This window comes from Rhizobium sp. 05N430, assembly GCF_056396985.1.
This window is the reverse complement of sequence record NZ_JBFTMO010000007.1, coordinates 218,829-237,979: the sequence shown is the minus strand read 5'-3', so window position 1 is coordinate 237,979 and position 19,151 is coordinate 218,829. Positions and strand designations below refer to the sequence as shown.

14 protein-coding genes are annotated in these 19,151 nt (G+C 62.4%); 7 read left to right on the top strand and 7 right to left on the bottom strand.

The window, feature by feature from the left end:
* Nucleotides 1–23 precede the first annotated feature (23 nt).
* The 4 genes from AC1DJO_RS17005 to AC1DJO_RS16990 all read left to right on the top strand — a co-directional run bounded on the left by AC1DJO_RS17005 (nucleotide 24) and on the right by AC1DJO_RS16990 (nucleotide 6,946).
* Nucleotides 24–1,622, top strand: coding sequence for a Do family serine endopeptidase (locus AC1DJO_RS17005; RefSeq protein ID WP_477971922.1), 1,599 nt, complete (start codon nucleotides 24–26; stop codon nucleotides 1,620–1,622).
* Between the two features lie 101 nt (nucleotides 1,623–1,723).
* Complete coding sequence (locus AC1DJO_RS17000) at nucleotides 1,724–2,470, top strand: response regulator transcription factor (protein WP_112390729.1); 747 nt, start codon at nucleotides 1,724–1,726, stop codon at nucleotides 2,468–2,470.
* A complete protein-coding gene (locus AC1DJO_RS16995; RefSeq protein ID WP_477971920.1) occupies nucleotides 2,467–3,876 on the top strand; it encodes a sensor histidine kinase in 1,410 nt (469 codons plus the stop codon). The genes AC1DJO_RS17000 and AC1DJO_RS16995 overlap by 4 nt, the downstream gene beginning before the upstream one ends.
* A gap of 115 nt (nucleotides 3,877–3,991) precedes the next feature.
* Entirely contained in the window at nucleotides 3,992–6,946 is a 2,955-nt protein-coding gene (locus AC1DJO_RS16990) for a bifunctional [glutamine synthetase] adenylyltransferase/[glutamine synthetase]-adenylyl-L-tyrosine phosphorylase (RefSeq protein ID WP_477971918.1), read from the top strand.
* Here the strand turns inward: AC1DJO_RS16990 and AC1DJO_RS16985 are convergent.
* Together AC1DJO_RS16985 and pepN are read right to left on the bottom strand one after the other, a co-directional pair.
* Entirely contained in the window at nucleotides 6,943–9,261 is a 2,319-nt protein-coding gene (locus tag AC1DJO_RS16985) for a PAS domain-containing sensor histidine kinase (protein ID WP_477971916.1), read from the bottom strand. The two genes, AC1DJO_RS16990 and AC1DJO_RS16985, sit on opposite strands and share 4 nt — an antisense overlap.
* Nucleotides 9,262–9,444: 183 nt before the next feature.
* The gene (pepN, locus tag AC1DJO_RS16980; protein ID WP_477971914.1) at nucleotides 9,445–12,093 is read right to left on the bottom strand and encodes an aminopeptidase N; all 2,649 of its coding nucleotides are present in this window, start codon (nucleotides 12,091–12,093) and stop codon (nucleotides 9,445–9,447) included.
* Between the two features lie 299 nt (nucleotides 12,094–12,392).
* Here pepN and AC1DJO_RS16975 point away from each other — a divergent pair, with 299 nt between their 5' ends.
* Nucleotides 12,393–13,322, top strand: a complete 930-nt coding sequence (locus AC1DJO_RS16975) for a DMT family transporter (protein WP_477971912.1) — start codon at nucleotides 12,393–12,395, stop codon at nucleotides 13,320–13,322.
* A 217-nt stretch (nucleotides 13,323–13,539) separates the two neighbouring features.
* Nucleotides 13,540–14,430 (top strand): hypothetical protein, encoded by an 891-nt coding sequence (locus AC1DJO_RS16970; protein ID WP_112540571.1) that lies wholly within the window; start codon nucleotides 13,540–13,542, stop codon nucleotides 14,428–14,430.
* Here the strand turns inward: AC1DJO_RS16970 and AC1DJO_RS16965 are convergent.
* The 5 genes from AC1DJO_RS16965 to AC1DJO_RS16945 all read right to left on the bottom strand — a co-directional run bounded on the left by AC1DJO_RS16965 (nucleotide 14,427) and on the right by AC1DJO_RS16945 (nucleotide 18,214).
* Nucleotides 14,427–14,576: a hypothetical protein gene (locus AC1DJO_RS16965; RefSeq protein WP_477971910.1), complete on the bottom strand. Its 150-nt coding sequence runs from the start codon at nucleotides 14,574–14,576 to the stop codon at nucleotides 14,427–14,429. The two genes, AC1DJO_RS16970 and AC1DJO_RS16965, sit on opposite strands and share 4 nt — an antisense overlap.
* 41 nt (nucleotides 14,577–14,617) lie before the next feature.
* A complete protein-coding gene (locus AC1DJO_RS16960) occupies nucleotides 14,618–14,809 on the bottom strand; it encodes a hypothetical protein (protein WP_112390736.1) in 192 nt (63 codons plus the stop codon).
* A gap of 134 nt (nucleotides 14,810–14,943) precedes the next feature.
* Nucleotides 14,944–15,828, bottom strand: a complete 885-nt coding sequence (locus AC1DJO_RS16955; RefSeq protein ID WP_477971908.1) for a uracil-DNA glycosylase — start codon at nucleotides 15,826–15,828, stop codon at nucleotides 14,944–14,946.
* Between the two features lie 57 nt (nucleotides 15,829–15,885).
* Nucleotides 15,886–17,181: an Hsp70 family protein gene (locus AC1DJO_RS16950; RefSeq protein WP_112390738.1), complete on the bottom strand. Its 1,296-nt coding sequence runs from the start codon at nucleotides 17,179–17,181 to the stop codon at nucleotides 15,886–15,888.
* Nucleotides 17,182–17,323: 142 nt separating this feature from the next.
* A complete protein-coding gene (locus AC1DJO_RS16945; RefSeq protein ID WP_112540574.1) occupies nucleotides 17,324–18,214 on the bottom strand; it encodes a LysR family transcriptional regulator in 891 nt (296 codons plus the stop codon).
* A gap of 123 nt (nucleotides 18,215–18,337) precedes the next feature.
* On the opposite strand from AC1DJO_RS16945, the gene blaOXA reads away from it, so the two are divergent.
* Nucleotides 18,338–19,126: a class D beta-lactamase gene (gene blaOXA / locus AC1DJO_RS16940; protein WP_477972025.1), complete on the top strand. Its 789-nt coding sequence runs from the start codon at nucleotides 18,338–18,340 to the stop codon at nucleotides 19,124–19,126.
* The last annotated feature ends 25 nt before the right edge of the window (nucleotides 19,127–19,151 follow it).

The window sequence follows — 19,151 nt, the reverse complement described above, 5'->3', positions numbered from 1 at the left end:
ATGATGAAGAGAAGGTGCCTATAATGTTCAAGACTCCCTCCCTTGCCACTGTGCTGAAGGCCTCGACCGTCGCAGGTCTCGCCGCCGCCGTGCTAGCCACCGGCGTGCCGCTTGAGATCACCCGTTCCTATGCCGAGGCCGTCAACGTTCAGGCGCCGGCCGTGCCGAGCTTTGCTAATGTCGTCGATGCCGTTTCGCCGGCCGTCGTTTCCGTACGCGTCGAATCCCGCATCAAGCCGGCTTCCGACGACGGCAACGGTTTTTCCTTTGACTTCAACGGCCGTGGTTTCGACGATCTGCCCGATGATCATCCGCTGAAGCGCTTCTTCAAGCAGTTCGGCGAACAGGGTCCGAATGGCGGCGAAGGCCAGGATGGCCAGCAGCGTCCGCCGCGCCACTTCGGCGATCGCGGCCCAGGTGGTCCTGGCGGCCCCGGTGGTCCGGGTCGTCTGCGTCCGGTGGCTCAGGGCTCCGGCTTCTTCATCTCCGAAGACGGCTATATCGTCACCAACAACCACGTCGTTTCCGACGGCTCGGCTTTCGTTGCTGTCATGAATGATGGCACCGAGCTTGATGCCAAGCTGATCGGCAAGGATCCGCGCACCGACCTCGCCGTGCTGAAGGTCGACGGCAAGGGCAAGAAGTTCACTTACGTCAACTGGGCTGACGACAACAATGTCCGTGTCGGCGACTGGGTCGTCGCCGTCGGTAATCCGTTCGGCCTCGGCGGCACGGTGACCGCCGGTATCGTCTCGGCCCGCGGCCGCGACATCGGCTCCGGTCCCTATGACGACTATCTCCAGGTGGACGCTGCAGTGAACCGCGGCAACTCGGGTGGCCCGACCTTCAACCTCAACGGTCAGGTCGTCGGCATCAACACCGCCATCTTCTCGCCGTCGGGCGGCAGCGTCGGCATCGCCTTCGCCATTCCGGCCTCGACCGCCAAGGACGTCGTTGCCGACCTGATGAAGGACGGTACGGTTTCGCGCGGCTATCTCGGCGTGCAGATCCAGCCGGTGACCAAGGACATCGCCGACTCGCTCGGCCTTTCCGAAGCCAATGGCGCGCTCGTCGTTTCGGCTCAGGATGGAACGCCTGGCCAGAAGGCCGGCATGAAGGCTGGTGACGTCGTCACCGCCGTCAATGGGGAAACGGTCAAGGATGCCCGCGACCTCAGCCGCCGCATCGGCGCGATGCAGCCGGGCAAGAAGGTCGAAGTATCGATCTGGCGCGATGGCAAGGCACAGTCTCTGACCGTCGAGCTTGGCACGCTGCCGGCCGACCAGAAGGACGCCTCGACCGACGACAGCGACCAGCCGCAGGAACCGCAGGCACCGGCGTCCGAGAAGGCGCTTGCCGATCTCGGCCTGACGGTTGGCCCTGCCGATGACGGCAAGGGCCTGCAGATCACCAATATCGACCCGAATTCCGACGCTGCCGACAAGGGCATCAAGGCGGGCGAGAAGATTACCTCGGTGAACAACCAGGACATCACGTCTGCCGACGACGTCGTCAAGGTTCTGAACCAGGCGAAGAAAGACGGCCGCACCCGGGCGCTCTTCCAGATCCAGTCGAAGGACGGCAGCCGCTTCGTCGCCCTTCCGATCAATAGCCAAGGCTGATCCCCCACAGCCTTGACCGGCGCATCCCCATGATGCGCCCGAGACGGGAGCCGCGCACCAGCCCGCGCGGCTCCCTTCCACTCCATCCCTAGGTGGCCGCGATGACCCAAGCGCAACAGGAAGACGTATTGAGCCTTGCCGAAACGAAACCGGCAGGTAATGTCAGCCGCATGAAGATTCTGATTATCGAGGATGACCTCGAAGCTGCGGTTTACCTGACGAAAGCCTTTCGCGAGGCGGGGATCGTCGTCGATCATGCGAGCGACGGCGAGAGCGGCCTGTTCATGGGCTCGGAAAATACCTACGACGTCATCGTCATCGACCGTATGCTGCCGCGCCGCGACGGGCTTTCCGTCATCAGCGAGCTGCGCCGCAAAGCGATCCACACCCCGGTTCTCATTCTGTCGGCTCTCGGCCAGGTCGACGATCGCGTCACCGGTCTTCGCGCCGGCGGCGACGACTATCTGCCGAAGCCCTATGCCTTCAGCGAGCTGCTCGCACGCGTTGAAGTTCTCGGCCGCCGCAAGGGCACGCCGGAGCAGGATGTTGTCTACCGCGTTGGCGATCTCGAGCTCGATCGCCTGTCGCACGAGGTTCGCCGCGGCGGCAAGGAAATCCCGCTGCAGCCGCGCGAATTCCGTCTGCTCGAATATCTGATGAAGAATGCCGGCCAGGTCGTGACCCGCACCATGCTTCTCGAGAATGTCTGGGATTATCACTTCGATCCGCAGACCAACGTTATCGACGTGCATGTCTCGCGCCTGCGCTCGAAGATCGAGAAGGATTTCAGCCAGCCGCTGCTGAAGACGATCCGCGGGGCGGGTTACATGATCAAGGATGAGGGATGAACCGTTTCTGGTTTCTCTTCCGCTCTACCGCAGTCCGCCTTTCGGCCCTTTACATCCTGCTCTTCGCCATCTGCGCCGCGACGCTCGTCATCTATGTGACAGCGATGTCGCAGCGTCTGCTGACGGGCCAGATCCGCGAGGCGGTGCAGCAGGAGGTCGATCAGGTCAAGCGCGCTTACGACACCGGCGGCATCAATGCGCTGCTGCGCTCGATGGAGCGCCGGTCGCGCCAGCCGGGTGCCAATCTCTACATCATCGCCGGCCCTTCGGGCGACATCCTGGCGGGTAACGTCGCCTCGGTGCAGCCCGGCGTCTTCGAGGAGACCGGCTGGACCTCGGTGCCGTTCTTCTACCAGCGTTACGCCGAAAGCGGCCTCGACCGCCGGCATATGGCGATCGCCAATATTTTCGTGCTCGACAATGGGCTGCGTATTCTCGTTGGCCGCGACCTCGGCGAGCCGGAGCGGTTCCGCGTGCTGGTGCGCCAGGCGCTGATGGTGGCGCTGGCGATCATGGGCCTGGGCGCGCTGATCATCTGGTTCGGCATCGGCCGCAATGCCTTGAAGCGCATCGATCGCATGTCGGGCGCCAGCAAGAAGATCATGGCGGGCGATCTTTCGCAGCGACTGCCGGTCGGTGGCTCGGGCGACGAATTCGATCGTCTTTCGGTGTCGCTGAACACCATGCTGGAGCGCATCGAGAAGCTGAACGAGGGGCTGCGGCAGGTTTCCGACAACATCGCACACGACCTGAAGACGCCGCTGACACGGCTGCGCAACAAGGCGGCCGACGCGCTGGATACCGATGACGCCGAACAGCGCCGCGGTGCGCTTGAGGGCATCATCTCCGAATCCGACCAGCTGATCCGCACCTTCAACGCGCTGTTGATGATTTCCCGCGTCGAGGCAGGATCTGCGGCTGCGGAAATGTCGACGATCGAGATTTCGGCGATCGTCGCTGATTGTGCCGAACTCTACGAGCCTGTTGCTGATGAGGCGGGGTTGACGCTGACCTCCGAGGTCGAGCCCGGTATTTCGATACAGGGCAATCGCGAGCTGATCGGCCAGGCGCTGTTCAATCTCATCGACAACGCGATCAAATATTCCGTCGATTGCGACGGCCACGGCCAGATTGTTATCAAGCTGGCGCGCCGGGCCGATGCGATCTGCCTTTCGGTCGCCGACCACGRCGTCGGCGTTCCCGCCGACAAGCGCGAAGCCGTTATCAAGCGTTTCGTGCGGCTCGACGAAAGCCGGTCGAAGCCCGGGACAGGGCTCGGGCTTTCGCTTGTCGAGGCGGTGATGGAGCTGCATGGCGGGACGCTGGAGCTCTCTGACACCAATCCCGGCAAGGAAGAGGGCCGCGGCCTGACCGTGACGATGAGCTTCCCGGCAAAGCCTGCCTGAGCCAAACGCTTCTCAGACTATGCGCCGTTAAACGTATTGGCTCCTGACGCATGTGGCCCTAGGTTAAGGGCATACGGCAAAACGCGATTCCGGCGTGGCGCTGCCGGGAGGTGGGATGCTGAAGAAATCGACACATCTGCTGAAGGACGCTGCAGGCGCAGCGCTGAAGCCGCTCAACCAGTCCGAACTGAAGCTGGCGATGACCGATCTAGCCGAGATCGGCCGCGAGCAGCCGGCTGTCGCCGCGATGCTGAAGGCCGGTGGTCCGCTCTGCGATTTCATCGCCGCCGCCTTCACGCTATCGCCCTATCTCCGGGACGCCGCGAATATCGACAACGACATCCTGGCCGCGGCGATCTCCGCGCCGCTGGAGCCGCAGATCGAGGCGCTGATCAAAGAGGCGCGCGATAGCTGGCAGGCGGAGGAGGGTGTGTTTCCGGCAGAATCCGTGGTGATGACCCGGCTGCGGCGGATCAAGCGCAAGGTGGCCTTCCTGGTGGCGCTTGCCGACCTCGCGCGGATATTCGACGGCCGCCAGACGACGGGTTGGCTGAGCGCTCTCGCCGAAGCATCGGTTGCCGCGGCGGTCGACCATCTGCTGATGTCGGCGCACGAGAGCGGTAAGCTTGTCATCAAGGACGCAGGCAAGCCGAGCGAAGGCTCGGGCCTGATCGTGCTCGGCATGGGCAAGCTCGGCGCCTCCGAACTCAACTATTCCTCGGATATCGACCTCGTCGTGTTCTTCGACGAACAGGCGGGGATCGTTCCCGATCCTGACGATGCGATCGAGATCTTTCCGCGGCTGATGCGGCGGCTGGTGCGCATTCTTCAGGAGCGCACCGCCGATGGCTATGTGTTCCGCACCGATCTGAGGCTCCGGCCGGATCCGGGATCCACACCGCTGGCGATCTCCTTCGATGCGGCGATGATCTATTACGAGGGCAGGGGGCAGAATTGGGAGCGGGCGGCCTTCATCAAGGCCAAGCCCGTCGCGGGCGACCTTGCGGCTGGCGAGGATTTTTTGCGCGGCCTTGTGCCATTCGTCTTCCGCAAATATCTCGACTATGCGGCGATTGCCGACATTCACTCGATCAAACGGCAGATCCACGCGCACAAGGGCCACGGGGCGATTGCTGTCAAAGGGCACAACGTCAAGCTGGGGCGTGGCGGTATTCGCGAGATCGAGTTCTTTGCGCAGACGCAGCAGCTGATCGCCGGAGGGCGCATGCCGGTGCTGCGCAGCCGCGGCACCGAGGAGACGCTGGCCGAACTGACCAAGGCCAAGTGGATCGATGCGGAGACCCGCGACGAGCTGACGGACGCCTACTGGTTTCTGCGCGACGTCGAGCACCGCATCCAGATGGTGCGAGACGAGCAGACGCATCTACTACCCGAGACCGAAGCCGACCTGAAACGCATCGCCTTCATGATGGGCTTCAGCGACACGTCGAGTTTTTCGGAAAAGCTGGTCGATAAGCTCAGGACCGTCGAGCGGCGCTATGCGCGGCTGTTCGAACAGGAAAACAAGCTCTCGACCGACACCGGCAACCTTGTCTTCACCGGCCAGAACGACGATCCGGATACGCTGGAGACGCTGAAGAAGATGGGCTTCCAGCGCCCCTCGGATATTTCGCGCATCATCCGCACCTGGCACTATGGCCGCTACAGGGCGACGCAATCGGTGGAGGCGCGCGAGCGGCTGACGGAATTGACGCCGCAGCTCCTGCGGGTCTTCGGCGAGAGCAAGAGGGCGGACGAGGCGCTGTTGCGTTTCGACAGCTTCATTTCAGGGCTGCCTTCGGGCATCCAGCTTTTCTCGCTGCTCGGCAGCAATCCGGCGCTGCTGTCACTGATCGTCAACATCATGTCGTCGGCGCCGAAGCTTGCCGAAGTGATCGCCGCCAAGCCGCATGTCTTCGACGGCATGCTCGATCCCGGTCTGATGGCGGAGCTGCCGACGCGCGACTATCTCGGCGAGCGCCTGAAGGCGTCTCTGGTGCAGGCGCGCTATTATGAAGAACTGCTCGACCGGCTGCGCATCTTTGCCGCCGAACAGCGGTTCCTGATCGGTATCCGGCTGCTGACTGGCGCCATCAATGGCGCGATGGCGGCGCGGGCCTTTACCCATCTCGCCGACCTGATCATCGAGGCAGCGCTCGACGGCGTTGTCAAAGAGGTCGAGGCGGCGCATGGGCGCTTCCCGGGCGGCAGGGTGGCCGTTGCCGGCATGGGCAAGCTCGGCAGTTTCGAGCTGACGGCGGGCTCCGACATCGATCTGATCCTGCTTTACGACTACGACGACACGGCTGGCGAATCCGATGGCGAGAAGCCGCTCGATGCCGTTCGCTACTTCACCCGCATCACGCAGCGCCTGATCGCCGCCTTCTCTGCACCAACAGCAGAGGGCATTCTCTACGAGGTCGACATGCGGCTTCGCCCCTCCGGCAACAAGGGGCCGGTGGCGACGCGGATCAATTCCTTCGAGAAATACCAGCGCGAGGAAGCCTGGACCTGGGAGCACATGGCGCTCGGCCGGGCGCGGCTGATCTGCGGCGATGCGAGCTTAACGGAAGCTGCCGAGCGGATCATTTTCGATGTGCTGTCGCAGAAGCGCGATACGGCGAAGGTGGCGCGCGATGTTGGCGAGATGCGCGAGCTGATCGACAAGGAGAAGGCGCCGGAGAACGGCTGGGATCTGAAGCTCATCCCGGGCGGCGTCATCGATATCGAGTTCATCGCGCAATATCTGGCACTGATTGCACCCACAAAGGGCGATGCTGTGAAGGTCAACGGGCTGAATACGGGCGAGGCGCTGAAGGCGCTTGGCGGTAGGCTGATGACGCCTGCCGATCTCGATACCTGCCTCGAGGCATTCAACCTCTATACCGAGCTTTCGCAGCTGATCCGTCTCTGCATCGACGGGCTGTTCGATCCGAAGGAAGCCCCATCGGGGCTCGTCGAGCTCGTCTGCCGGGCCGGCGACTGCCCCGATATCAAAACGCTGGAAAGCGAAGTGAAGCGGCTGTCGAAGGCGGTGCGCAAGATCTTTCAGGCGGTCCTGAAGGCCTAGCGGATCACATCGGGAATACGGAAGGTGATGGCGGTACCGCGGCCTTCGCGCGATCGGATGCGCATGTTGCCGCCATGCAGCGCCGCCAGCGAGCGGGAGATCGCCAGGCCGAGGCCCGAGCCGCCCTTGCTCTTCGCATACTGGCTCTGCACCTGCTCGAAGGGTTGGCCGATCTTCGACAGCGCCTTGCGCGGAATGCCGATGCCGGTATCGGCGATGGTGATAACAACACCCTTGGCATCGCGGCGGGTGCGCAGTGCGATACGGCCGCCGTCGTTGGTGAACTTCACGGCGTTGGAGAGCAGGTTGAGCATGATCTGCTTCATGGCGCGGCGGTCGGCCGTCAGCGTCATGCCATCGCAGAGACGCTGCTCGATGACGATATTCTTTTCAGCGGCCGGGATGGCCGTAAAGCGCAGGCTTTCCTCGATCAGTGGCGCGAGATCGATCGTCTCGCGATGCAGCTTCATGTGGCCGGCTTCGATCTTCGACATGTCCAAGATGTCGTTGATGACATTCAGCAGGTGCTTGCCGCTGTCGTGGATATCGCGCGCATATTCGTCGTATTTCAGCGAGCCGAGCGGGCCGAACATCTGATCCTGCAGGATTTCGGAGAAGCCGAGGATGGCGTTCAGCGGCGTGCGCAGCTCATGCGACATGTTGGCGAGGAATTCCGACTTGGCCTTGTTGGCGGCTTCGGCGCGTTCCTTCTCGGCAAGATAGTTGGCGTTGGCGACAGAGAGTGCGGCCTTCTGGTCTTCGAGCGTGGCGCGGTAGGACTTGAGGTCGCCGATCGTCGCGACGTGGCGGCGCTCGGAGTCGCGCAGGCGTTCCTGGTTGCGCTTCAGAAGCGTGATGTCGGTGCCGACGGAGACCATGCCGCCGTCGCGGGTGCGGCGCTCGTTGATCTGCAGCCAGCGCTCGTCGGCAAGCTGGACTTCGGCGGTGCGCGAGTGGCCGGCGCCATGCGGATCGACCATGCGGCGCTCGATCACCGGGCGGGCGGCGGCGGCGTTGACGACGCTGCGCTCGGTGCCCGGAACGAGCACGCTGTCGGGAAGGCCATAGGCCTGCTGGAAATGGGCGTTGCACATCACCAGACGGTCGTTCTTGTCCCAGAGCACGAAGGCTTCCGAGGTGCACTCGATGGCGTCTGCGAGGCGCTGGTCGGCTTCGGCATAGCGCTGTGCGAGGCGGTGTTGCTCGGTGACGTCCATGGCGATGCCGATCATGTGCATGCGGCCGGAATTGCTGCGGATCATCTGGGCGCGGGCGCGCATCCAGACATAGTGACCGGCGGCATGGCGCATGCGGAAGATCTGGTCGACCTGGCCGGACGTGCCCTTGGCAATCGAACGGGCGATCTCGTGCAGGCCGCCGTCCTCAGGGTGCATCAGGCGGGCCGCTTCGTTGAAGGACATCGTCTTGTCGGAGCCAGGCAGGCCGAGCATGTCGTACATCGAGCGCGACCAGAAGAATTCGCGGTTCTCGAAATCGAAATCCCAGAGGCCGCAACGGCCGCGGGACAGTGCGGTTTCGACGCGCTGGTTGGATTCGACGAAGATATCGTCGGCATCGCGGGCGCGCTTCACCTGCATGTAATAGGCATAGAGGATGACGAGCAGGATCGAGGAGATGCCGGCAAACAGCGTGACGTTGAGCGTCAGCTCCTCGCGCCAGAGCTTGCCGATCTGGTCAAGCGATGTGGCAGCGATGATATAGCCGCCGGACGAGCCGACGAGGCTGATCTCGGCATAATGGGGGTCGCCGCTGATCGTCGTTTCGATGACACCAGCGCGGTCGCCGAAGCGGCGGATCGCCGAGACTTCGGGGAAGAAGTCGCCGACATCGGAGCCGACATAGGAAACGCCTGCCGCCGAGGCTGCAAAGACCTTGCCACTCGACTGGACCAAGAGGATGAAGGAGCCGCTGTCGAGCCGGTCCTGGGGAAGAAACTTGGAAAGCCGCGCCTGCGCTTCGGCGCCGTTACCAGCATCGAACAGGTCGTTGGCGTCGGAAAATACGGCTGCGGCAGCGGCGGCCGAAAGCGATGTCGCATGACGGGCGGCGGCGCCCATCCGCGAATATTCCGACATCATCCCGAAGATGTGCGACGCGGCGACAACGGACAGAAAGGCGACGATCAGTGCCGGAATGGCACGCTTCAAGATGGTTTCGACCTGTGGAAGACGCGGCGCGCCGGCCTGGCGCGCGACCGGACGGGGGCTTCGGGTGGCCTGCGGCCACGCCCGGAGCGAACCCAAATCGACACGCAGCCGTCCTTGGGCCGCAGTTGCCCGCCGCACGTTCATCATCGTGATAACCTTGATCCCTCGTGTGATTCGATGCGCCGCTCGCTCGAACCTGACTCAATGAATCATTCCTGATTCGCCGTGTCCAGAGGCAAAGGTAAAAATCTGTTAACTATTTATAAGTGCTGATTTTTTGGTGAGTCTGGCGAGGTCCGGACGCAAGCGGCCGGACCTTGCCTCCGCAAATCACCCCTTGAGCGTCCGCTCGACGATATCGCGCACGTCGCTCGAAAGGCCAGGGGCGCGTTCTATCTCCATCAGAGCCGAACGGGCGAAATCGGCCCGCGCTGGCTCCAGTGAGCGCCAGGAGCGCATCGATGTGAGGATGCGGGCAGCCAGCTGCGGATTGCGCTGGTCGATATCGAGGATCTCGCCGGCGAGGAAGCGATAGCCCTCGCCATCGGCCCGGCCGAAACCTGTCGGATTGGTAAAGGCGAAGGTGCCGATCAGCGACCGTACCCGGTTCGGATTGGTGCGCTTGAAGAGCGGGCTGTCCATCAGTTTCTTGACGCGGTCGAGCGTCGCCGCACCCGGGATCGTCGCCTGGACCGAGAACCACTTGTCGACGACGAGGGCATTCTCCTCGAAGCGGTCGCGGAAGGCCGACAGGGCGCTGATCGCCTCGGCGCTGTCAGGGAAACGGTGTGCCAGGAGTGTCAGGGCGTGCAACTGCTCGGTCATGTTGTTGGCGGCGTCGAAGGCGGCCTTGGCACGAACCGGCGTGTTCTCTGCGTAGGAGAGATAGGTGAGGGCGGCATTGCGCAGCGCGCGCCGTCCGGCACTCGCTGCATCCGGGCTGAAGGCGCCCGATGTCGTCATCGTCTCGAAGAGGTTTGCAAAGATCGCGGCACCCTGATCGGCGATCTGCTTCATCACCGCCTGACGGCCGGCATGGATCGCGTCGGGATCGTTGTTGCCGCCGAGTTCGCGGGCGATATCGGCTTCGCTTGGAAGCGCCAGCGCCTGGGCGCGGAAGGCGGGCTCCAGCGCGTCGTCGGAGGCGGCTGCGAGCAGGGCATCGACAAAGGTCTGTTCGCAGGCCACCGCCGTGCCGTCACGGGCGTCGCGGGCGGCCTTGAGAAGGTTCGGCAGCGCCAGATCGGTCAGCGCCTGCCAGCGGGCGAAATGATCGGTCTCATGGCGGGCGAGCAGTGCGAGATCGGCCGGGGCCTGATCGAAATGCAGGTTGATCGGCGCCGAGAAGCTGCGGTTGATCGACACGACCGGGCGCGAGGCGATACCGTGGAAGACGGCGGTCTGCGTCTTGCCGGTCAGGTGCAGCACCTCGTGGGCATATTCGGCACCTTCGACCGACTTCGGCTTGATCGCTTTGCCGCTTTCGGCAAACAGCGCCAGGCTGAGCGGGATATGCATCGGCTTCTTGTCGGCCTGGCCGGGCGTTGCAGGAACCACTTGTTCGAGCTGCAGCGTGAAGGTCTTGGCCTTGGCGTCATAGGTGCCCGAGGCGGTGACGAGCGGCGTGCCGGCCTGATGGTACCAGAGCGAGAACTGCGTGAGATCGCGGCCGCTGGCGTCCTCGAAGCACTTGACGAAATCCTCGATCGTCACCGCTTCGCCGTCATGGCGCTTGAAATAGGTGTCCATGCCCTTCTTGAAGAGCTTCTTGCCGAGCAGCGTCGCGATCATACGCGTGACTTCGCTGCCCTTCTCGTAGACCGTCGTCGTGTAGAAGTTGTTGATTTCACGGTATTTCGTCGGGCGAACTGGATGGGCGAGCGGGCCGCCGTCTTCCGGGAACTGCTCGGACTTCAGGTGGCGCACTTCGGCGATGCGTTTGACCGGGCGGGAGCGCTGATCCGAGGAGAACTCGTGATCGCGATAAACCGTCAGGCCTTCCTTCAGGCAGAGCTGGAACCAGTCGCGGCAGGTGATGCGGTTGCCGGTCCAGTTGTGAAAATACTCATGCGCGATGATCGCCTCGATATTGGCGTAGTCGGCATCGGTCGCGGTCTCGGGGTCGGCAAGGACATATTTGTCGTTGAAGACGTTGAGCCCCTTGTTCTCCATGGCACCCATGTTGAAGTCGGAGACGGCGACGATCATGAAGATATCGAGATCGTATTCGCGGCCGAAGACCTCTTCGTCCCACTTCATCGAGCGCTTCAGCGCATCCATGGCGTAAGCCGCGCGCGGCTCCTTGCCATGCTCGACATAGATCTTCAGCGCGACGTCCCGGCCGCTTTTCGTCGTGAACGTGTCTTCGATGATGCCGAGGTCGCCGGCAACCAGCGCGAAGAGATAGCTCGGCTTTGGATGCGGATCGAACCAGGCGGCGAAATGCTTGCCTTCGCCATAACCGGCCCCGCCCAGGAAGTTGCCGTTTGACAGCAGCAACGGGTTGGCGGCCTTCTCGGCAATGATGTTGACCGTGTAGGGCGCCAGAACGTCGGGACGATCCGGAAAATAGGTGATGCGGCGGAAGCCTTCGGCCTCGCACTGCGTGCAGTAGATACCGCCAGTGCGGTAGAGGCCCATCAACTGGGTGTTTTCGGAAGGATTGATGATCGTGGTGATCGTCAGTTCGAAAGGTTCGGTGGCCGGGAGATCGCGAACCGTGAGACCATCCGGCGTCGCAGAATATTGCGCCGCGGGCATCTCGATCTGGTCGAACAGCAGGCCGGACAGGGAAAGTTCGTCGCCGTCAAGGATCAGCGGCGCCTTCGGATCGGCACCTTCGCGCCGGTGGAAGATCAGCCGCGACTCAACCTTGGTCTCCGTCGGGTCGAGTTCGAAGGTCAGGTCCACGCGCTCAAGCACGAAATCGGTGGGCCGGTAGTCTGCCAGGTTAATGACCTGGCCTGTGTCTGTACGCATAAGTGTTCCCTGAAGACCTTTAACGATATGACCGTRACAGGAACGGAATCCCCGCCGTAAATTTTGGGGGCGATGATTACATTAAAGTCTGAACTAAACTTAAAGCAAAGGCCACTGAGCTTTCTTTTCGGCGCCGGCGCTGGACTTTTCCTGACACTTCCTCGAATTTCGCTTTTCGCTGGAAAATTTCCCCATCGTCGCTGTTCTTTCGTTACCATGCCGTCACACGTCACCGTGCCGCCGAGTCGGGCGGTATCCTCCTGCCTTGGAACATCAGCCGCCAGCGAGCTTGGGAAGACATGGAATCGGTTTTGAGAAACCCGATGAGGGGGATCCTGATGAAGGTCTCGTCGGTTGTCGTCTTTCTCGGCATGCAGACCTTCATAAAGCTGGCGGGAACCGGCATCGCGCCGGGGCAGGTGACCTTCTACCGCTCGTTCTTTGCGCTGTTTCCGATCATGGCCTATCTCGCCTATCGCGGTCAGCTGAAGGCTGCTTTCTACACGGCCAATCCGATCGGTCATGTGAAACGCGGCACGATCGGCATCATCTCTATGGGCTTCGGCTTCTACGGGCTGATGCACCTGCCGCTGCCTGAAGCGATTGCGCTGGGCTACGCCACGCCGCTGATTGCCGTCATCTTCGCTGCGGTGTTCCTGAAGGAACGTGTGCGGCTTTACCGCTGGAGCGCGGTGTTCTTCGGTATTATCGGGGTGGCGATCGTTTCATGGCCAAAGCTGACGCTGTTTCGCGCCGGCGGGATGGAGACGGAACAGGCGGTCGGCGCCATCTGCGTGCTGCTCTCGGCGGTGCTCGCCGGTATGGCGATGATCCAGGTCCGCAAGCTGGTGGAGGAGGAGCGCACGGCGACGATCGTTCTCTACTTCTCGATGATCGCCTCGCTCTGTTCGTTGCTGACGCTGCCGTTCGGCTGGTACTCGCTGGATCTCAAGACGACGCTGTTTCTCGTCGGTGCCGGCTTTTGCGGCGGAGTGGCGCAGATCCTGCTGACGGAGAGCTACCGGCATGCCGATGTCTCGACCATCGCGCCATTCGAATATACGTCGATTTTGCTCGGTGGCGTCATCGGCTATGTTGTCTTTGGCGACGTGCCCGGCGGCCACATGATGGTCGGCACCGCTATCGTCATCGCGGCCGGTGTCTACATCATTCACCGCGAACACCGGCTCGGTCTGGAGCGCAGAAATGCCCGGCGCGCAGGCGGCTGACCGCTTGCTGGACGGAGTTGATTCCGATCTTATTGCACCTCTCCAGCGGGAATATACTGGCGAAATTTTAGGATACCAAAGCCGCCTTGAATATGATTGATGAAGCTGACGAAGTTTCATTTATTCAAAGCCTTGCATATGCGAATGGCCACCAAAAAGGACTGAATTGTCCCGAAGGCTGGTAGCTCCGGAAGCTGGCTTGCGAGCGGGGGCGCTTATGGCATTTTCGGCTGACGAACTGGCGCACCACCCGAACTTCCTGGCTTCAATCCGGCTACTCGCGGGCGATATGCGCGGGATGTTCGATGCCGCCCCGCGTCTTGCCAGGCTTCTCGCTTCGCACCAGCGCTGGCTGCTGACCCAGACCGCCTATGCGCTAAGCCTCCAGCACGATCCCGAGGATGCATCCACAGGCTTTACCGCCGTGGCACTGACCGCGCGCATCACCGATTACAAGGTGGCGAGCCGCAACACGGTGCTGAATTTCATCGATGAGCTGCTGACCTACCGCTTCATCGCCCATACGCCGGGCGAAGAACGCCGCCGGCCGCGCCATTTCGAGCCTGCCGAGGTCAGTCATCAGGCGATGTATGGATGGTTTCTGTCGAACCTGACTGCACTCGATCTGATCGATGAGGGCAACCGTGCGGCCTGTTTCCAAGCCAATCCGGAGTTGATGCGCCTTGCCCATCCGCTGATTGCCGAGAATTGTCTGCACAACGACGGCTGGCGCGAGCCGCCGGAGCAGGTGGGATTGTTCCTCTGGACCGAAGCTGGCGGCATGGTGGTCGATCATCTGATATCGAGGATCGATCTGCAGAGCTGCGACGGCGAACGCTACAGCGTCGGACGCATCGAGACGCGCAATCTGGCAGGCGATTTCATGATGTCGCGGACGCACCTGCAGCGGCTGTTTGCCAAGGCCGTGCAGCAGGGATGCCTCGGCTGGTACGACGAGCCGAAGAAGACACAGCTCTGGCTTTCCAAGGCGTTTCTGCAGAATTATTGCGGCTGGCAGGCGATCAAGTTCGCCTATGTCGATCAGGCTTTCGAATTTGCGAAGGCGCAGATCGAGCGCGATCCCGTCAGGTTTGCCGTCTGCGCCTAGAGCGCGATCGCGGCAATGTCCTTGACTGGGAACACGGGCTCGCTGGCGCTAAGCTCGCGCTCATATTCCTTCGCAGCGCAGACCGCGGCACGGATGTGCTCAATGGTTTCGATATTGCGAAGCAGCGAGATGATGACGGCAGACATGCTAAACTCCATCCGCGCGCCCTGTTGGGCGGCGCGGTAACTCAGTATTCCTGGAAGTCGGCGAAGATCGCAGCTGGACGCGTCGTGCGGCCGGTGATGCCGGTGCCGCGGGCGATCATCTGTTCGTTGGTTGCGAAGCCGAGACGGCTATAGCCTTGCGTGGTGCGGATCGGGCCGCCGGCGAGGCGCAGGGTTTCAAACCCGCAGTGTATTGGACGAAAACGTGTGTTCATTGCCTTGGTTCCTGTCAGATTCCTCCCAAGACACGAGTATATATTGCAGCGCAGCATTGATTCTGCAATGCACCTAAACGAGACGCAGGCATGCGCCTGGTGCATGGGTTCATTCATAAAATCTTTAAGATTGGCTATTTTGTAATCAGATCGAGGTCGCGCAGTTTCTGCTGAAACGCTAAAAGATCGTTCCAGGCCAAGCGCTTATTGACCGGTGCGGTCAGCAAGTCCTGCGGATGCAATGTGGCCAAAGCCGGAACCGTCAGGGTGCCGGCACCGATCTCCTTCCACTGGCCGCGCAGGCCATGGATGGTGTCGGTCTCGCCGAAGAAGACGCGAGCCGCGAAATTTCCAAAGAGCAGGATGGCTTTCGGCTCCGCCAGAGCGATCTGCCGCTCGATGAAGGGCCGGCAGATATCCATCTCTGCCGCCGACGGTACACGGTTGCCGGGCGGCCGCCAGGGGATGACCTGGGTCAGCAGGATGCTGGAACGGTCCAGGCCGATCGCTGCGAGCATCTTGTCGAGCAGCGCACCGGGGCGGCCCGCAAAGGGCTGTCCTTCGCGATCGTCCTCGGCGCTCGGCGCCGATCCGATCACCATGATGCCGCGCGCCGCATCGCCGGTCGCAAAGATGGTCGAGCGGGCGCTGTGTTTCAGATTGCAGCCGTTGAAGGCTTCGAGCGCAGTTTTCAGTTCGGCGAGCGAGCGGGCGCTTTCGGCGGCAAAGCGCGCCTGCTGCACGGCTTCACCATCCGGGATGGCAGGCTGAGGCCTCGACGCTGAAGGTGCTGCCGCGGCTGGCGCCTGGCGCTGCGGTGCCGCCCGTTCCTGAGGCTGCGGCTGGCTTGACGGAGCGGATTGCTGCGGAGCTGCTGCCCGTCTCGCCGCCTTCATCGCTTCGAATTCGGCGAAGCGATCGACCGCCTCCTCTTCCAGCAGCCACTCGACGCCCGCATCCGCATGGAAATGCAGAAGCGCTGCGAGCTCGGCCGGGGAGAGGTCGTTTGCGGAGATCATCAGGCGACCTTAGCGGAGCGGCAGCGCCAATGAAAGTGCTGCCAACGGCCGGGCGGCCTATTGCACAGTCCATTGTGAAATGTCGTCACGTTCGCCGATCAGCGCGAGACCGTGGGCGATTGACAGTAGCTCGCCGCCGCTCTCGATCTTGTCCCGGTCGAAGCGTTCGGTGAAGATCCGCCGCACGGCCGGTACAAAGGACGTGCCGCCGGTGAGGAAGACCTTGTCGATAGTTTCCGCCTTGGTCTGCGTCTTCTCCAGCACGTCATCAAGCGCGCCTTCGATGCGGCTGAGATCGTCGGCGATCCAGGTTTCGAAATCCTTGCGCTTGACGGTGCGCTGTCCGCCGCGGCCAAGCGGCGCGAAGTCGAAGGCGGCTTCTTCTTCGGCCGAGAGCGCCATCTTCGTCGCCGACACGGCCTGATAGAGCGGGTAACCCTCGTCGTGATCGACGAGATCGACGAAGATCTCCAGCTTCTCGGGCTCGAGCGCGGTACGCACCAGCTTTCTCAGGTCTTCGAACTCGCGCGAGGTCTTGAAGATCGACAGCTGGTTCCAGCGGCCGAAGCTGGAATAGTAGTTCGACGGCACCTCAAGGATCTTGTCGAAGCTCTTGAAATGACTCCCCTTGCCGATCTGCGGCGCGACGACATTGTCGATCATGCGGTAGTCGAAGTGATCGCCGGCGATGCCGACGCCGGAATGGCCGATCGGCGTGGCGGTGAGCTTGCCGGCAATGGTTTCAAAGCGGATCAGCGAATAGTCCGTCGTACCGCCGCCGAAGTCGGCGACCAGCACGGTGGCGTCGGACGTCAGGTTCTGCGCAAAGTAGAAGGCGGCTGCGACCGGTTCGTAGACATAGTGGATTTCAGGAAAGCCGAAGCGCGACAGCGCCTCGTTGTAGCGGTCCGTCGCCAATGCGGGATCGGCGGAGGCGCCGGCAAAATGCACCGGGCGGCCGGCGACGATGCGGCTGACATCGGACGGCCAGTTGTCGCCGGCATAGCCCCGCAGCCGCCGGATGAAGACTTCCATCAGGTCTTCGAAGCTCTGGCGCTTGCCGTAGATCAGCGTGCCCTGGAAGAGGGCGCTGGCAGCAAAGGTCTTGATCGACTGCAGGAAGCGGCAGTCGCCGGGATTGTCGATGAACTGGCGGATCGCTGCCGCGCCCGCTTCGACCTTGAGCGCCGAAGCGCCGAGCTGCGCGTCCTTCATGAAGGAGAGGGCGGTTCGCATGCTGTCGGCCGTGCCTGCCGCGCTGGTGAAACTCATGGAATGCGTCGCATTGGCGCCATCCGCCATTGCCAGAACCGTATTGGTCGTGCCGAAATCAAGCCCGAGCGCCCGTGCCATGGCCGTGCTCCTTCAATATCCGTCAAAATGTCTTGGACCGGGAACCTGCCCGGATGCGAAAAGGGCGGCGCATCTGCACGCCCTGCGAATTTTTGAGAGCGCGGGTGATTGCATAGGACGGCGGCGAAAGCAACCCGCAGAATCAGGCCGGAGCGGCTGTCTGCGTCTCCTCCGACATCTGTTGCATCCACCGGCGGAAGGTCTCCATCGCCGGCGTCACCGGCCGCGATTTCAGGCGGGTCAGCCAGTAGCTGCCCTTGGAGATATAAACAGGGAAAGGCTGCTCGATTTCGCCGGCCGCCAGTTGCCGCGAGAACATCAGCGGCGGGGCGAGCGCCACACCGGCGCCCTGCATCGCTGCCTCGACCATCAGCACGGACGAATCGAAGACCAGTCCGAGGATCGGTGGTGGCTCGACGCCAGCCGCCTCGAACCAGCTTGGCCATTCGTCGGTGCGGTAGGAGCGCAGCAGCGTCTGCCGGGCAACGTCGTCAGGGGTTTTCAGCGTGCGGGCGATCGGTGGAATGCAGAGCACGGAGAGCGGTGCCTCGAACAGCGCTTCGGCCTCGATATCGTGCCAGGCGCCGTTGCCAAAGCGGATTGCGTAGTCGAGGCCTTCGGCGGCGATATCCACCCGGTTGTTGTTGGTCGAAAGCCGGAGATCGATATAGGGAAACTTCGCACGGAAGTCGGCCAGYCGCGGCAGCAGCCAGCCGACCGCCAGCGTGCCGACTGCGCCGAGCTTCAGCACTTCGCGCAGCTGCCCGCCCTCGAAACGCTCCAGCATGTCGGCCATCCGGTCGAAGGATTCGCGCAGCACCGGCAGCAGTGCCAGTCCCTCCTCGGTGATCATCAGCCCGCGCGGCAGGCGGCGGAAGAGGGTAACGCCGAGGCGCTGCTCCAGAAGCTTCACCTGATGGCTGACGGCGGCCTGCGTGACGCAGAGTTCGATGGCCGCACGGGTAAAACTCAGATGCCGGGAGGCTGCCTCGAAAGCGCGCAGGGCGTTAAGGGGAAGGTAGGGTCGAACCATGAGATGGCCTAATTCAATTCATGCCTGACCGCAGATATCATCGTTTGATCGGGCCTCGCAAGCCGGCCTAGAAAGCCGTGTCGAACCACATGGAGCACGGCAGTGGCAGTTTCAAAATCTCTTATCTTCGCCTTCCTGTTCGGCATTTCGGCGCTTCTCGGCAATGTGGATGCGGCCCTGGCCGGTGATCCGATCCGCTGCACCGTTATTATCGATGAAAAGACCGGCGAGACCATTTTCCGCCAGGGCAATTGCGATCAGGGATTCTATCCGCAATCGACGTTCAAACTGCCCTTGGCCATGATGGGCTACGACGCTGGTATTCTGGTCGATGAGCACAATCCCCTTTGGCGCTACCGGCCGGAACTGCAGCGGCAGCGCAAGATCGAGCGAAAGGACACCGATCCGGCAATCTGGCTACGGGATTCCGTCGTCTGGTTCTCGCAGGAGCTGACGACGAAGCTCGGAGACCGCGCCTTTGCCCGCTATGTCACGGGCTTCGGCTACGGCAACGAGAATGTGTCCGGCGGGCTGACGCAGGCGTGGCTGATGTCGTCGCTGAAGATTTCGGCGGAAGAGCAGGCACGCTTCCTGCTGCGTTTCCGGCGCGGCGAGCTGCCGATCTCGGAGGAGGCGCGCCAGAAGACGGAAGCGATCGTTCCCCGCTTTCGAGCCGCCGATGGCTGGACGATCCAGGGCAAGACCGGTTCCGGCTGGCTACGCAGCAGCAAGGGCGAGACCAATTTGGAGCGGCCGCTCGGCTGGTTCGTCGGCTGGGCGGTGAGGGGCGACCGGCGTCTGGTCTTCGCAAGGCTCTATATCGGCAACCATCGCTATCGTGGCAATCCGATCAGCTTCGAAACGCGCGATGCGCTGATCGGCGATCTGCCGAAGCTGGTCGAAGGCCGTTAAGCGAAAAGGGCGCCCGGAGAGGCGC

Bases quoted from the DNA above. Each gene is read 5' to 3' on its own strand.
- AC1DJO_RS16990 (WP_477971918.1), top strand. From the start codon at position 3,992: ATGCTGAAGAAATCGACACATCTGCTGAAGGACGCTGCAGGCGCAGCG.
- AC1DJO_RS16950 (WP_112390738.1), bottom strand. From the start codon at position 17,181: ATGGCACGGGCGCTCGGGCTTGATTTCGGCACGACCAATACGGTTCTG.
- AC1DJO_RS17005 (WP_477971922.1), top strand. From the start codon at position 24: ATGTTCAAGACTCCCTCCCTTGCCACTGTGCTGAAGGCCTCGACCGTC.
- AC1DJO_RS16955 (WP_477971908.1), bottom strand. From the start codon at position 15,828: ATGATCTCCGCAAACGACCTCTCCCCGGCCGAGCTCGCAGCGCTTCTG.
- AC1DJO_RS17000 (WP_112390729.1), top strand. From the start codon at position 1,724: ATGACCCAAGCGCAACAGGAAGACGTATTGAGCCTTGCCGAAACGAAA.
- AC1DJO_RS16985 (WP_477971916.1), bottom strand. From the start codon at position 9,261: ATGATGAACGTGCGGCGGGCAACTGCGGCCCAAGGACGGCTGCGTGTC.
- AC1DJO_RS16960 (WP_112390736.1), bottom strand. From the start codon at position 14,809: ATGAACACACGTTTTCGTCCAATACACTGCGGGTTTGAAACCCTGCGC.
- AC1DJO_RS16970 (WP_112540571.1), top strand. From the start codon at position 13,540: ATGGCATTTTCGGCTGACGAACTGGCGCACCACCCGAACTTCCTGGCT.
- pepN (WP_477971914.1), bottom strand. From the start codon at position 12,093: ATGCGTACAGACACAGGCCAGGTCATTAACCTGGCAGACTACCGGCCC.
- AC1DJO_RS16965 (WP_477971910.1), bottom strand. From the start codon at position 14,576: ATGTCTGCCGTCATCATCTCGCTGCTTCGCAATATCGAAACCATTGAG.
- AC1DJO_RS16975 (WP_477971912.1), top strand. From the start codon at position 12,393: ATGGAATCGGTTTTGAGAAACCCGATGAGGGGGATCCTGATGAAGGTC.